Origin of the sequence: Phycicoccus sp. M110.8 (assembly GCF_032464895.1) — a bacterium.
Lineage (GTDB): Bacteria > Actinomycetota > Actinomycetes > Actinomycetales > Dermatophilaceae > Pedococcus.
Genome location: NZ_JAWDIC010000004.1, coordinates 122,834 through 136,926 on the forward strand (window position 1 = coordinate 122,834; position 14,093 = coordinate 136,926).

The 14,093-nt window shown below is 73.5% G+C and carries 11 protein-coding genes; 6 read left to right on the plus strand and 5 right to left on the minus strand.

Annotated elements, in window-relative coordinates; genetic code table 11:
- Positions 1-45 precede the first annotated feature (45 nt).
- The 5 genes from RKE38_RS15960 to RKE38_RS15980 form a co-directional block, all read right to left on the minus strand.
- Complete coding sequence (locus RKE38_RS15960) at positions 46-1,320, minus strand: ABC transporter substrate-binding protein (protein ID WP_316008906.1); 1,275 nt, start codon at positions 1,318-1,320, stop codon at positions 46-48.
- Positions 1,321-1,526: 206 nt separating this feature from the next.
- Positions 1,527-2,525 carry a sucrase ferredoxin gene (locus RKE38_RS15965; protein ID WP_316008460.1) on the minus strand — a complete coding sequence of 333 codons (999 nt, stop codon included), beginning with the start codon at positions 2,523-2,525 and terminating at the stop codon, positions 1,527-1,529.
- A complete protein-coding gene (locus RKE38_RS15970; RefSeq protein ID WP_316008461.1) occupies positions 2,522-4,969 on the minus strand; it encodes a DNA topoisomerase IV subunit A in 2,448 nt (815 codons plus the stop codon). The genes RKE38_RS15965 and RKE38_RS15970 overlap by 4 nt, the downstream gene beginning before the upstream one ends.
- A 49-nt stretch (positions 4,970-5,018) precedes the next feature.
- A complete protein-coding gene (locus RKE38_RS15975) occupies positions 5,019-5,747 on the minus strand; it encodes a nitroreductase family protein (protein WP_316008462.1) in 729 nt (242 codons plus the stop codon).
- A gap of 21 nt (positions 5,748-5,768) precedes the next feature.
- Positions 5,769-6,404, minus strand: a complete 636-nt coding sequence (locus RKE38_RS15980) for a polysaccharide deacetylase family protein (RefSeq protein WP_316008907.1) — start codon at positions 6,402-6,404, stop codon at positions 5,769-5,771.
- 391 nt (positions 6,405-6,795) lie between these two features.
- On the opposite strand from RKE38_RS15980, the gene RKE38_RS15985 reads away from it, so the two are divergent.
- The 6 genes from RKE38_RS15985 to RKE38_RS16010 all read left to right on the plus strand — a co-directional run bounded on the left by RKE38_RS15985 (position 6,796) and on the right by RKE38_RS16010 (position 14,075).
- Positions 6,796-7,293: an RNA polymerase sigma factor gene (locus RKE38_RS15985; RefSeq protein WP_316008463.1), complete on the plus strand. Its 498-nt coding sequence runs from the start codon at positions 6,796-6,798 to the stop codon at positions 7,291-7,293.
- The gene (locus RKE38_RS15990; RefSeq protein ID WP_316008464.1) at positions 7,290-8,765 is read left to right on the plus strand and encodes a sialidase family protein; all 1,476 of its coding nucleotides are present in this window, start codon (positions 7,290-7,292) and stop codon (positions 8,763-8,765) included. The genes RKE38_RS15985 and RKE38_RS15990 overlap by 4 nt, the downstream gene beginning before the upstream one ends.
- A gap of 39 nt (positions 8,766-8,804) precedes the next feature.
- Positions 8,805-11,474 (plus strand): GNAT family N-acetyltransferase, encoded by a 2,670-nt coding sequence (locus tag RKE38_RS15995; protein ID WP_316008465.1) that lies wholly within the window; start codon positions 8,805-8,807, stop codon positions 11,472-11,474.
- Positions 11,475-11,593: 119 nt separating this feature from the next.
- Positions 11,594-12,199 (plus strand): DUF5998 family protein, encoded by a 606-nt coding sequence (locus tag RKE38_RS16000; RefSeq protein WP_316008466.1) that lies wholly within the window; start codon positions 11,594-11,596, stop codon positions 12,197-12,199.
- Positions 12,200-12,240: 41 nt separating this feature from the next.
- Positions 12,241-13,389 (plus strand): alkaline phosphatase family protein, encoded by a 1,149-nt coding sequence (locus RKE38_RS16005; RefSeq protein ID WP_316008467.1) that lies wholly within the window; start codon positions 12,241-12,243, stop codon positions 13,387-13,389.
- Positions 13,390-13,400: 11 nt separating this feature from the next.
- Complete coding sequence (locus tag RKE38_RS16010; protein ID WP_316008468.1) at positions 13,401-14,075, plus strand: thymidine kinase; 675 nt, start codon at positions 13,401-13,403, stop codon at positions 14,073-14,075.
- The last annotated feature ends 18 nt before the right edge of the window (positions 14,076-14,093 follow it).

The window sequence follows — 14,093 nt, forward strand, 5'->3', positions numbered from 1 at the left end:
CGTGGGGACCACCCCCACACCACTGGGAATGCTGGGACCGTCAGGTCAGCCGCCGGAAGCGGCCTTCATGGCGTCCTGCATGTCCTTGACTGCCTGCTGAGGCGTCTTCTGGCCCTGGATCGCAGCGAAGCTGTTCTCCTGGATGGCCTGGGTGACGGCCGGGTAGAACGGCGTCACCGGGCGCGACACGGCGTTGGAGATGGACTCCTTGAGCACCGGCAGGTACGGGTACTTGGAGACGAGGGCCTGGTCGGTGTAGATCGACTCGATGACCGGGGCCAGCGAGCCCTTCTCCATGTTCGTCTTCTGCTGCTCGGGCGAGGTGAGGAACTTCAGGAAGTCCAGCGCGGTGGCCTTGTGCTTGGAGAAGGCGCTGATGGCCGCCATGTGACCACCGAGGGTCGAGGTGCCCGGGCCGCTGACGCCGGGGAGCGGGGCGACCTTGAACTTGCCCTTGACCTTGGAGGAGGCGTCGGTGCTGGCCAGGTTGTAGACGTACGGCCAGTTGCGCAGGAACAGCAGCTTGCCGTCCTCGAAGGACTGCCGGCTCTGCTCCTCCTGGTAGGTGATCGCCTGCTTGGGGATGTCACCGTTCTTGTAGTGGTCGGCGAGCACCTGCAGGCCCTTGGCCGCCTCGGGGGAGTCGACCGTCGGCTTGCCCGCCGCGTCGACGACCTTGGCGCCGTAGGCGTTCATCCACTCGGTGGCGTTGCAGGTCAGGCCCTCGTACTTGGCGAACTGGCCGGCGAAGCAGTCGATGCCGTTCTTCTTGGCGATCGAGCACATCGACCACATCTCGTCGATGGTCTTCGGCGGGTTGGGGACGAGGTCGCTGCGGTAGTAGAGCATCGCGCCGTCGGAGGACGTCGGTGCGGCGTACAGCGTGTTGTTGTAGGTCGCGGCCTTGACGGTCGGCTCGAGGAAGCCGTCGGTCGGCAGGGCGAACTTGTCCTTGAGCGGGGTCAGCCAGCCCTTGGCGGCGAACTCGGCCGTCCAGACGACGTCGACCGAGACGACGTCGTAGCCCGGGTCCTTGGCCTGGAAGTGCTGCACGAGGTCGTCGTGCTGCTGGTCGGCCTGGTCGGACTGCTCCTTGACCGTCACCTTCTCGTTCGGGTGCGTGGAGTTCCACTTCTCGGCCATCGGGCCGAGCAGGTTGCTGTTGTCCTTGCCCTGGACATAGGTGATGGGGCCGCGGCTGTCCGCGCCCGAGGACGCAGCGCTGTTGCCGCCGCCACTGCTCCCACCACCACACGCCGCGGCGACGAGCGCCACGGACGCGGCTCCGGCCAGCACCGTGAGGGTGCGCCGTGTGTGCATTCGGAGGGCCATGTGCCCGCCTCCATTTCTCGCGTCGTGCTGAGGCGGACACGCCCCCTCAGCGCTGAGGTGAACCGACCCCATGTAAACGTTTACGCCCGCGCCTCGCAATCGTTGCGCGTATTCCTTCGGGTAACGATTGCGTAACTCGACCGCAACCGCCAGAGGTGACGCGTGTCACATCGCGCCGCGCGGGCAGCGAGGGCTCAGCCGACGGTGCGGGGCACCCGCTGCACGACGGTGACCGGCAGCTTCGCGCAGGACTCCGGCAGGGTCCCGGCCTCGTGCCGCTGCACCTGCACGACCCACGCGCGCCCGTCCCGGTGCCGGACGGCATACCGGCCCTGCACGGTCTCTGCGCCCTCGTCCACCGGCTCGGTGACCAGCGCGCCAAGGTCGGTGACGGCGTGCTCGGCGCGGACGTGGGACTCCGCAGCCATGGCGTCGGGGGCGAGGCTGCTGCGGCCGCGGTCGTGCCGGGGACCGAGCGCCGCGGCCGGGAGCCGGCCGTGGTCCGCCTCGTCGAGGACGGTGGTGGCCAGCGCGGTGTCCAGCCGGGCGAGGGTCGCGCCGTGGGGCAGCAGGACGCCCGTCGGCGCGAAGCGGTGGCCGCCGGTGTGCGAGGCCTCCCACACGCGCCCCGGGCGGGCGGCGGCGGCCTCGACCGCGACCGGCCGGCCGCGCACCGCGCAGCAGACGTCGCGCCGCCCGTTCGTGCACACGAGCAGCACGGGCTCGGCGGGCACTGCACCCGGGAGCGACGCCACGACGGCGTCGCGGTCACCGCGGGCCAGCGCGTCGAGGTCGACCGAGAGCAGGGTGGCCGGGTCCTCGACCGTGGCCCGGAGCAGCCAGGCGTCGGGACCGCTCCAGGCGAGGTATGCCGTGTGCCCGCCGCCGTGGTGCTCGTCGGCGTGCCGCCCGGGGCGGCGCAGCAGCGAGAGCCGGCCCCCGCGGTCGCTGCAGGCCGAGGACAGCCGCGCCCCGAGGTCGGCCGGCAGGTGCGACTGCGTCGCGGCGTCGCGCCCCCAGGGACCGGACTGCTCGAGGGCGACGAAGAAGCCGGCCCGCGCCGCCGTGCCGTAGGCGCTCACGTCCGCCCGGTCGAACCCCACCGAGCAGGCGTCCGGCGCCGGGTGGCCGTGGCCGGCCGACGGTGCGGTTCGGGCGGTCTCGCCGGGCGAGCCGCCGGGGGAGTCGCTCACCGGGGCGGGCTCGCGATGCGGGCGATCGGGCTGGCGGCCGGGGTGCCGGAGCCGTCGCGGCGGCCCGTGGCCTCGGGCAGCTCGATCGCGACGCCGTTGGCGGCAGCCGCCCGCGCCGGGGTCTCGCCGGCCCACGCGAGGACGAGGGTGTCCTCGCCCTTGAGGAACCGGTGGCAGCGCACCCCGCCGGTGGCGCGGCCCTTGGGCGGGTACTCGGCATACGGGGTCACCTTGAGCGACCCGGGCTCGGTGCCGGGCAGCGCGCCCGAGGAGCCGGAGGAGGTGGCGACCACGGCGTCGGCGCCCGGCGCCACGGCGCCGAAGAAGGCGACCTTGGCCCCGGCGGCGAGCTTGATGCCGGCCATGCCCCCCGCCGCGCGGCCCTGCGGGCGCACCGCCGTGGCGCTGAAGCGCAGGAGCTGCGCGTCGGTCGTGATGAACACGAGGTCGACGTCGTCGGACGTCAGGCCGACCGCGCCGACGACCTCGTCGCCGTCCTTGAGCGAGATGAGCTCGAAGTCGGTGCGGCCGGGGTAGTCGGTCGTGACGCGCTTGACAACGCCCTGCGCGGTGCCGAGCGCGACGCCCGCGCCGTCGGTGCCGAGCGACACGATCGTGAGCGGCTCCTCACCGGCGGGCAGGTCGACGTACGCGGCGAGCGGGGCGCCGCCGGAGAGGTTGGGGGAGCCGTTGGTGGGTGGCAGGGTCGGCAGCTCGAGGGCGGACAGGCGGATCATCCGGCCGCGCGAGGTGACCAGGCCGACCTCGCCGCGGGCGGTCGTGCGCACCGCGCCCACGACGACGTCGTGCTTGCTGCGGCCGCCGTCGGTGGGGATGGGGTCGGCGGTCGTCGTGCGTGCCATGAGGCCGGTCGAGGAGAGCAGCACCCAGCACGGGTCGTCGGCGACCTCCAGCGGCGAGGTCGCGGTCGCCGGCACGCCGGCCGACTCGAGCAGCACCGTCCGGCGGGGCGTGCCGTGCGCCTTGGCGACCTCGGCGAGCTCGGAGGACACGAGCTTGGTGAGCAGGGCCTCGTCGCCGAGGATCGCCTCCAGCTCCTCGATGAGCCGCTCGAGCTCGGTCTTCTCGTTCTCCAGCTCGATGCGGGAGAACTTGGTCAGGCGGCGCAGCTGCAGGTCGAGGATGTAGTTGGCCTGGACCTCGGTGAGGTCGAAGACCTCCATGAGGCGGCCGCGCGCGATCGCGGAGTCGTCCGAGGAGCGGATGACCTGGATGACCTCGTCGATGTCGAGGATCGCGATGAGCAGGCCCTCGACGAGGTGCAGGCGGTCCTTGTTCTTGCCGAGCCGGAACTCGGTGCGACGGCGGACGACCTGCATCCGGAAGTCGACGAAGACCCGCAGCAGGTCCTTCAGGCCAAGCGTGCGCGGCTGGCCGTCGACGAGCGCCACGTTGTTGATGGGGAACGAGTCCTCCATCGGCGTCAGCTTGTAGAGCTGCTCGAGCACCGCGTCGGGGTTGAAGCCGTTCTTGACCTCGATGACCAGCCGCAGTCCGTGCTTGCGGTCGGTGAGGTCCTTGACGTCGGCGATGCCCTGCAGCCGCTTGGACTGGACGTTGTCCTTGATCTTCTCGATGACCTTCTCGGGGCCGACGAGGTAGGGCAGCTCGGTGACGACGATGCCCTGGCGGCGGGGAGTGACCTTCTCGACCCGGGCGGTCGCGCGGGTGCGGAACGAGCCCTTGCCGGAGAGGTAGGCGTCGCGGATGCCGTCGAGCCCGACGATCCGCCCGCCCTGGGGCAGGTCGGGGCCGGGGACGAACTTCATGAGGTCGTCGAGGGAGCAGGACGGGTGGGTGAGCAGGTGCCGGGCCGCGCCGATGACCTCGACGAGGTTGTGCGGCGGCATGTTCGTCGCGAAGCCGACCGCGATGCCGCTCACGCCGTTGACGAGCAGGTTCGGGTAGGCCGCCGGCATGACGTCCGGCTGCATGAGCTGGTCGTCGTAGTTGGGGACGAAGTCGACGGTGTCCTCGTGCAGGCTGCCGGTCATGAGCAGGGCCGCCGGGGCGGGGCGGGCCTCGGTGTACCGGGACGCGGCCGGGCCGTCGTCGAGCGAGCCGAAGTTGCCGTGCCCGTCGACCAGCGGCAGCCGCATCGTGAACGGCTGGGCCATGCGGACCAGCGCGTCGTAGATCGCGGTGTCGCCGTGCGGGTGGTACTTGCCCATGACGTCGCCGACGACCCGCGAGGACTTCACGTGGCCGCGGTCGGGCCGCAGCCCCATCTCCTGCATCGAGAACAGGATCCGTCGCTGCACCGGCTTGAGGCCGTCGCGGGCGTCGGGCAGCGCCCGGGCCTTGATGACGGAGACGGAGTACTCGATGTAGGCGTTCTGCATCTCCTCCGACACGTCGATGTCGGCGATCCGCTCGACAAAGTCGTCGGGCGGGGGCGGGGAGGCAGCGGTCTTGCGGGCCATGCGGTGGCGATCTCCTGGCACTCATGGTGGGGAACCCCACCATCCTGTCCTACCGGCCGGAGGGCCCCTCGCCCGCCACGCCGGGAGGTGGTGCGGCCACCGCGCCGGAGGGGGCCCGCGTCGCGCTGCCGCCGGGCCCGTGGTCGGCTCCGCCACTGAGCCCTTGGTCGGCTCCGCCGAACCTGCCCCAGTGCACGACCTCGGCCGGGGGGCGGCGGGCCCGCGTGCGGCTCGACCCGCCGACGCGGCTGCGCTCGTGCCCGATCGCCACCACCCCGACGAGCCGCCGGTTGCCCGGTATGCCGTGGGCCTGCCGCACCCGCTCGTGTGCCGTGGGCGGCACGCCGAAGAACAGGGCTCCGAGGCCCTCGTCGACGGCCGCGAGCAGCATCGCCATCGCCGCCATCCCGGTGTCGACGTCCCAGTAGGGGACGGGCCAGCGGGCCGGGTCGCGGTCGGTCCAGCCCTTGTCGGGCTCGGCGTAGCGGTCGAGGTAGGCGTCGGGGTCGGAGAGGCACAGGACGAGCACGGGCGCCGCCGACACCCCCCGCAGCCAGGCGTCCGGTTCCCCGGACGAGCCGCCGGCGACCGCTGCCCAGAACGCCTCCCGCTCGTCCTCGGCGGTCAGGACGACGAAGTCCCAGCCCTGGCTGAACCCGGCGCTCGGTGCCCGCTGCGCGGCATACAGGACCGCGTCGAGGGCGGCGCGCCCCACCGGGCGGCCGGGGTCGAACCGTCGCACCATCCGTCGCCGGCGCAGCACCTCGCGAAGCTCCACGCGGCCATTGTGTCGTCGCGCTCAGCGCAGCGCGTCCAGGGTGGTGAAGCCGTACCCGGCCGCGCGGTAGCCGGCGATGACGCGGGGGAGCGCGGCGGCGTCGAGGGTGGTGCCGTCGTCCGGGTTGGCGCCGACGTGCATGAGGACGACCTGCCCGGGGGTGCGCCCGGCGAGCACGCGCGCGACCACCGAGTCGACCGACTGCCCGCCGCTCGTGCCCTTCCACCCGAGGGAGTCTGTCGTCCACCCGACGGCCCCGTAGCCGGAGGCGTGGACCAGGGCGAGCGTGCGGGTGCTGTACTCGCCGAACGGGAACCGGAAGAACGGTCGCGGGGTGCGGCCGGTCGCCGCCCGGACCGCCGACTCGGCGCGCGAGAGCTCGGTGCGGACCGCAGTGTCGGACAGGCTCGTCAGGTGCGGGTGGTCCCAGGTGTGGTTGCCCACCGGGCCGACTGCCGCCATCTGCCGGACGAGGGCGGGGTTCGCGGTGGCGAACTCGCCGGTGACGAAGAACGAGGCGGGGACGCCCTGCGACCGCAGCGTCGACAGGATCGAGGCCGCCCCCTGCGACCCGGCTCCGCCGTCGAAGGTGAGGGCCACGACCTTGCGGCTCGTCGGGATCCGCGTGACGACGCCGTCGGCGAGGGCCGCGGGCAGGGTCGGGGTGGGCGAGGTGGTCGGAGGCCGCGACGTCGAGGACGTCCGTGACGGTGTCGGCGACGACGGGCGTGGTCGCCGTGCCGGTCGAGCTGCCGGTCGAGCCGCCCGTCGGGCTCGTGGCCGGCGTCCGCGCCGTGCCGCCGCAGCCGGACCACAGCAGGGCGCCCGCGACCAGGGCCACCAGCGGGGTGGCGCGGGTCGACCTCGCGCGACCGGACCTCATGACCCATGCTGGGCGCCGGCCCGGCCGGATGCGCAGGGGCCAAGGTCCTCCCCGACACGCGGGCTGGGAGGATGGGCCCAACCGCGCGGACCACAGTGGCGTCAGAGGGACATGACCACGTTGGCCGGGCCGATTCCCGCGGTGAGCAGTCGGGGAGGGCTGTCGGTGCCTGCGCACGAGTCGGTGGACGTCGAGTCCGCCCTGCGCGAGCTCTACGACGTGCACTACGCCCGGCTCGCCGGGTGGACGGCCAAGCTGGTCGGCGACCCCGACACCGCCCACGACCTGGCCAGCGAGGCCTTCGTCAAGCTCTACCGGGAGTTCGCCAGGGTGGACGAGCCGCGGCCCTGGCTCTACACCGTCACCGCGAACCTCGTGCGGGACCACTGGCGCAAGCGCGGTCGTGAGGCCGCGGCATACCAGCGGCACGAGGCGGGGCGCGACCTCGTCACCCCCGCGCCCGACCACGCCACCACGCTGACGGTGCGCGACGCCGTCCAGGCGCTGCCGGACCGGTTGCGGGTGGTGGTCCTGCTGCACTACTTCGCCGACCTGCCGGTGGCGACGGTCGCCCGGCAGCTGGAGAAGTCCGAGGGCACCGTGAAGCGAGACCTGTTCGACGCGCGCCAGCGCATGGCGCAGATGCTGGGAGAGACCCGATGAGCCGCCGCGACCTGACCGACCTGCCCGGGGCCGGCGACCAGCGCGACCCCGTGGAGGAGTTCTTCGCCCGCGAGCGGGCCGACGTGCGCGACCTGCAGGCGGGGCACGACCACTGGGAGGGCATCGTCCGCGAGGCCCGCCGGCCCGCGCGACGGTCGTGGCTGCCGTATGCCGCGGCGGCGGCCGTCGCTGCCGTCGTCGCCGCAGGGGCTTGGGCCGGCCTCGTCCACCGGACCGACGACCGCACCTCGCCCGCCACCGCATCGTCCCAGCGCTCGGTCGAGACGGTGACGCGGACCGTGACGACGACGCCGACGCCGCTGCCCTCGACCTCCTCGCTCCCCGCCCAGGCGACGACCCCCACTCCGGCGGTCTCGACGGCGACCGGCCCGCTGCCGGTCGCCCAGTCCTTCGGCCTGGTCTCGATGACGAACGCCGGCGGCAACGTCCTCTACGCCCTGGGCTCGGCGACCTGCCCCGGCGGGAAGCCGTGCACCCAGGTCGTCACGTCGCGCGACGACGGCCGCACGTGGGTGGCGCTCTCCACCTTCACGACGCTGACGACGCCCGCGGCAGGAAGCACCCCGACAGGTGCCCACCAGCTGGTGGGGATCCGGTTCGCCAGCCCCGACGTGGGTTACGTGTTCGGCAGCACCACCCTGCGGACCCTCGACGGGGGGCGGAGCTGGCAGCCGGTCGACGTGGACCGTCGGGTCGTCCTCTCGCTCGAGACCGACGGCGACTGGGTCTGGATGGCCACCGCGCGGTCGTGCACCGCGTCGGACACGTCCACCCGGACCGGGTGCACCGACCTCCAGCCCCTGACCGGGAAGGCGGGGGACACCTCGACCACCCCGGTCCGGGCGAACGGCACCCCCACCAGCGCCCTCGCCGCGTGGATCACGATGGACGGCCACGACGCGTACCTCAACACCTCCCTCTCCGACCCGGCCCGTCCGGACGTCGCCCGCCCCGGGCCGCTCGTCCGGCTCTCCGGTCCGGCCGGCGCCCTCGGGGCCGTCGACGGCTGCGACGGCGGCATGTGGGCCTCGGGGGCGGCGGCCGCCCGCGGCACCCTGGTCGGGCTGTGCCCGACGAAGGGCAAGCCGGCGGACGAGTGGTCGGTGGTCACCTCGACCGACCGCGGCATGACGTGGACGGCGACGCCGTCGCCGGGCCTGGGCCGGCCCACGGCACCCGGCACCTGGCTGACCGCCACGGACGCCGACCACCTCGTCGCGGTCACCGGGGGCGCCCCCTCGAGCACCTCCGGCACGCCGGCCCCCACGGCCCTGCTCGCCAGCAGCGACGGCGGGCGCACGTGGGGCGACACCGGCCCGGGCCGCGGGGGAGCGCCCGTCTGGGCGGGCGCGGCGGGCGGTTCGCTGGTGTATGCCGTGGAGGGCGGGCTCGCGTACTGGCAGAGCACCGACGCCGGGCAGCACTTCGCCCGGGTCCCGATGCGGCGCTGACCCGCGAGGGACGTCCCGCGGGTCTGTCATGCTTGCGCCATGACGCAGGCCGCGGCCCTTCCACCCGGGTACCCGGCGTGGTGGGAGGCCGACGTCGTGCTCCGCGACGGGTCGGTCGCCCACCTGCGCCCCATCACCCCCGCCGACGCGCCGGCGGTGCACCGGTTCCACGCCGGGCAGTCCGACGAGTCCATCTACATGCGCTTCTTCGCGCCGCTGCGGCAGCTCAGCGACCGTGACGTCACCCGGTTCACCACGGTCGACTACCACGACCGCGTGGCGCTGGTGGCGACCGTGCGCGGCGAGATCATCGGCATCGGACGGTACGACCGGATCACGCCGACGAGCGCCGAGGTCGCCTTCAACATCTCGGACCACTTCCAGGGCAAGGGCATCGGGTCGGTGCTGCTCGAGCACCTCGCCGTCATCGCCTGGGACTCGGGCATCGAGGAGTTCACGGCCGAGGTGCTGCCGCAGAACCGCAAGATGATGTCGGTCTTCGGCGACGCCGGGTACGAGGTCAGCCGCCGGTTCGAGGACGGCGTCGTCTCCCTGCGGTTCGACATCCAGCCGACCGAGCGGTCCGAGGCCGTCCGGCTCTCCCGCGAGCACCGGGCCGAGTCGGTGAGCATGCACTCGGTGCTGTTCCCCGACTCGATCGCGGTCGTCGGGGCCAGCCGCCGCACCGACTCCATCGGCCACCACATCCTCGCCAACATCCTCGCGGCCGGGTTCCACGGCGCGGTGCACGCGGTCAACCGCGAGGCCATGGAGGTGCTCGGGCTGCCGAGCCACGCCCGTGTCTCGGAGATCCCGGACGACGTCGACCTGGCCGTCGTCGCCGTCCCGGCCGACGAGGTGCTCGAGGTCGTGGCCGACTGCGCCGAGGCCGGTGTGCGCACCCTGCTCGTCGTCAGTGCGGGGTTCGCCGAGGCGGGGCCCGCGGGGGAGGAGCTGCAGGCCGAGCTGCTCACCCGGGCCCGTGCCGCCGGCATGAGGGTCCTCGGGCCGAACTCCTTCGGCGTCATCAACAACTCCCCGCACGTGCGGCTCAACGCCTCGCTCGCCCCCGAGCTGCCGCCCGCGGGGCGGCTGGGGCTGTTCGCCCAGAGCGGGGCGCTGGGGATCGCGGTGCTCGCGTCGGCGGCCCGTCGGGGGCTGGGCATCTCGGTCTTCGCCTCGGCCGGCAACCGCGTCGACGTCTCCGGCAACGACTTCATGCAGTACTGGATCGACGACCAGGACACCGACGTCGTCGGCCTCTACCTCGAGTCGATGGGCAACCCCCGCAAGTTCTCCCGCATCGCCCGGCGGCTCGCGCTGACCAAGCCCGTCGTCGTGGTGAAGTCCGGCGTCTCGAGCTACGGCGTCCCGCCCGGCCACCGGGCCCGCACGACCCGGGTGCGGCCCGAGGCCTTCGACGCGATGCTGCGCCAGGCCGGCGTCATCCGGGTCGAGAACGTGCACCAGATGTTCGACGTCGCCCAGCTGCTGGTCCACCAGCCGCTCCCCGGCGGCAACCGGGTGGCCGTCGTCGGCAACTCCGACGCGCTCGGTGCCCTCACGGCGGAGGCCTGCGTCAGCTGGGGCCTGGAGGTCACCCACGGTCCGGTGTCGCTGCCCAGCGACGCCAGGGGCGAGCTGTTCGCGCAGGCGCTCGCGGACGCGTTCGCCGACCCCGACGTCGACAGCGTCCTGACCTGCTTCATCCCGCCGCTGGTCACCCTCGACGAGGACGTCGCCACGGCCGTGCGTGACGCCGCCCTGCTGTCCGACAAGCCGTGCCTCGCCACGTTCCTCGGCATGCGCGGCGTGGTCGAGCGCCTCGCCGGCACGACGAGCGACGGGCGCGAGGAGGTGGTCCCGGCATACTCCATGCCCGAGGACGCCGTGCGCGCCCTCGCCGCCGCGACGAGGTATGCCGCGTGGCGCTCGCGCGACCACGGCGTGCCCGTGCGGCCGGTGGGCATCGACCGGGAGGCGGCCCAGCACCTCGTCGACGAGGTCCTCGAGCGCGACCCGGAGGGGCGGCGCCTCACGCCGACCGAGGCGGGACAGCTGCTCCAGGCGTACGGCATCGAGATGTGGCAGAGCATCCCCGTGACGACCGCGGACGAGGCGGTGGCGGCGGCGGAGGCGGTCGGCTACCCCGTCGTGGTGAAGTCGGTCGCGCCGCTGATGCAGCACTCGCCGGGCCTGTCCGGCATCCGGGTGGACCTGCGCACCGAGGGCCAGCTGCGCGGGGCGTTCGAGGCGCTCAACGAGCTGCTCACGCCCCTGTCGGCGAACGCGTTCGTCGTGCAGCGCATGGCCGCCCAGCCGGGTATCTCCTGCGTCGTGCGCAGCGAGGAGGACCCCCTCTTCGGACCGGTGGTCTCGTTCAGCATCGCGGGCGCACCCACCGAGCTGCTCGGCGACATCGGGCACCGGATCCCGCCGTTGACCGACGTCGACGTCTCCGACCTCATCTCCTCGGTCAAGGCGTCGCCGATGCTGCACGGTCACCGCGGCGCGGCCCCGGTCCACCGTGCCGCCCTCGCGGACCTCATCGCCCGGGTGTCGGTGCTCGCGGACAACCTCCCCGAGGTGGCGAGCCTGGTCCTCAACCCCGTCAACGCCCACGCCGGCGGGGTGGAGGTGCTGGGTGCGGAGGTCACCCTGTCACCGATGCCGCGGCGCAAGGACCCGGGCCGGCGCACCCTCACCTGAGGCCTGCCCTGACGGTGCCGGACCGCCCACCGCGTACCCGCGAGGGGCTGACCTGCACCGATGCCGCGCAGCGTCCACCAGTCCGGCGTGGGGCCGCGGGCTAGGGCAGGATGGCCTCCATGGGTCCCACCTCCCCGTCCAGCGCGTCCACGCCGCTGGCACCCCTGCCCGACGACCTCACGCGCGCCATCGAGCGCGCCGGCTACTACCCCGCCCTCGTGGGTGACGTCGTCCAGGCAGCGCTCGCGGGGGAGGACGTCGTCTCGCACCTGGTGCACCAGGAGACGACCTTCGACCACGACGTGGTCCGGCGCCACATCACCGTGCTGGCCCTCACCTCGAGCCGGCTGGTCATCGCCCACGCCGACGACCACACCGACGAGAGCCCCGAGCACGAGGACACCGCCACGGCCACCACCGAGAGCGTCCCGCTGTCGGCCGTGCGCGGGGTGATGGTGACCCACGTCGTGTCCAACCCGCAGGAGTACCGGCCCGGCTCGCTCGGGCGCGAGATCACCCTGACGCTCGGCTGGGGCGCGGTGAGCCGCGTCGACCTCGTCCCGGCCTCGTGCGCCGACCCCGACTGCGACGCCGACCACGGCTACGAGGGCAGCATCGCCTCCGACGACATCTCCCTGCGGATCAGCGCCGACGCCGAGGGCGAGGCGGCCCTGCGACAGGCGCTCGGCTTCGCCCGGCAGCTGTCGGCCGGCATCGGCCGGTGAGGACCGTGACCCTGCTCCCCCCTCCGGACGTCCGGTAGCCGATGCCACACGAGGGTCTGACCCCACCGCACTACGACGACGCCGGCCTTGCGGCCGTGCTCCCCTCCGTGGCAGCCGCCCTGGGCGTCACGGGGTATGCCGGGCGGGCCCCGATCGAGCTTCCGCCGGCGCGACGCGCCGTCGTGGTGCTCGTGGACGGCCTGGGCTACGAGCTGGTCCGCCGTAGGGGTGGCCACGCGCCGTACCTGCGCTCGCTGCTGCCGGCCGCCCACCGGCTCACCGCCGGCTTCCCCTCGACCACGGCCACCTCGATGGGCACCTTCGGCACCGGGGCACCGCCGGGGGTGCACGGGCTGCTCGGCTACGAGGTGCTCGTGCCCGGCGAGGACCGGCTCGTCAACGAGCTCTCGTGGGAGGACGGCCCCGACCCGCTCGCGTGGCAGCCGATCGAGACGGTGCTCGAGGCCGCCGACCGCGACGGTGTCTCCGTGACCCGCATCGGGCCGGCGTTCTTCGACGGCTCCGGCCTCACGCGCGCTGCCGTGCGCGGCGGCCGGTTCGTGGCAGCGAAGTCCCTGGCGGACCGCGTGGACGCCGCCCAGGCGGCCCTGCGGCGCGACGCCCGTTCCCTCGTCTACGTGTACTGGGGCGACCTCGACAAGGTCGGCCACGTCCACGGCTGCCAGTCCTGGGAGTGGGGCGACGAGCTCGAGGCCATCGACTCGGAGATCTCGCGGCTGGTCGCCGGCGTGCCGCCCGACACGGCCGTGGTCGTGACCGCCGACCACGGCATGGTCGACGCGCCCCACGCCCTGCGCATCGACCTGGCCCACGACCTCGAGCTCGCGGCGGGCGTGCGGCACGTCGGCGGTGAGCCACGGGCCCTGCAGCTGTACTGCCAGCCCGGCGCCGCCCGCGACGTCGCGCACGTCTGGCGCGAACGGGTCCAGGAGCGCGCCTGGATCCGCACGCGCGACCAGGCCATCGAGGAGGGCTGGTTCGGCCCTGTGGAGGACCGCAACCGTGAGCGCATCGGCGACCTCGTGGTGGCGATGCGCGACAACTTCGCGATCGTCGACTCGCGCCGTGCCCGGCCACAGCTTCTGGCGCTGCTCGGGCTGCACGGGTCGCTGACACCCGAGGAGTCGGCAGTGCCGCTGTTCCACGTCCCGGCCCGGGTGACCGCCTAGGGTGTCCTCTCGTGGCTGAGCTCGTCTTCTTCTCCGGCACCATGGACTCCGGCAAGTCCACCCTGGCCCTCCAGATGGACCACAACCACCGGGCCAGGGGGCGGCGGGGGCTGATCTTCAGCAAGCTCGACCGGGGCGGGGAGGACCGCCTGTCCTCGCGGCTCGGCCTGTCGACCGCGGCGCACGAGGTGCACGACGACCTCGACTTCTGGGACACCGTGGTGGGACACGCGACCTCCGGCCAGCGGATCGACTACCTGATCTGCGACGAGGCCCAGTTCTACTCGGCCGAGCAGGTCGAGCAGCTGGCCCGCATCGTCGACGAGATGGGGGTCGACGTCTTCGCCTTCGGGATCACGGCCGACTTCCGGACCCAGCTGTTCCCCGGGTCGCGCCGGCTCATCGAGCTCGCGGACAAGGTGCAGGTGCTCCAGGTCGAGGCCCTGTGCTGGTGCGGCCGCCGCGCCACGCACAACGCGCGCGTCGTCAACGGCGCCATGGTCGTGGAGGGCGAGCAGGTCGTCGTCGGCGACACCGCGCCCGGGAGCGAGGACCTCGTGGAGTACGAGGTGCTGTGCCGTCGCCACTTCATGCGGCGGATGAACTCGGCGGCGGCGCGGGCGGCCTCGAGCTCACCGGACGTGCTGCCGTTCGACCTCGACCTGTGCCCGGTGCCGAAGGCCTGAGGGCCCGGCACCGGGGCG

Excerpts from the sequence above, each read along its gene's own strand:
- RKE38_RS15960 (WP_316008906.1), bottom strand. The coding sequence starts at position 1,320 with ATGCACACACGGCGCACCCTCACGGTGCTGGCCGGAGCCGCGTCCGTG.
- RKE38_RS15970 (WP_316008461.1), bottom strand. The coding sequence starts at position 4,969 with ATGGCCCGCAAGACCGCTGCCTCCCCGCCCCCGCCCGACGACTTTGTC.
- RKE38_RS15990 (WP_316008464.1), top strand. The coding sequence starts at position 7,290 with ATGAGCCGCCGCGACCTGACCGACCTGCCCGGGGCCGGCGACCAGCGC.
- RKE38_RS15995 (WP_316008465.1), top strand. The coding sequence starts at position 8,805 with ATGACGCAGGCCGCGGCCCTTCCACCCGGGTACCCGGCGTGGTGGGAG.
- RKE38_RS16000 (WP_316008466.1), top strand. The coding sequence starts at position 11,594 with ATGGGTCCCACCTCCCCGTCCAGCGCGTCCACGCCGCTGGCACCCCTG.
- RKE38_RS16005 (WP_316008467.1), top strand. The coding sequence starts at position 12,241 with ATGCCACACGAGGGTCTGACCCCACCGCACTACGACGACGCCGGCCTT.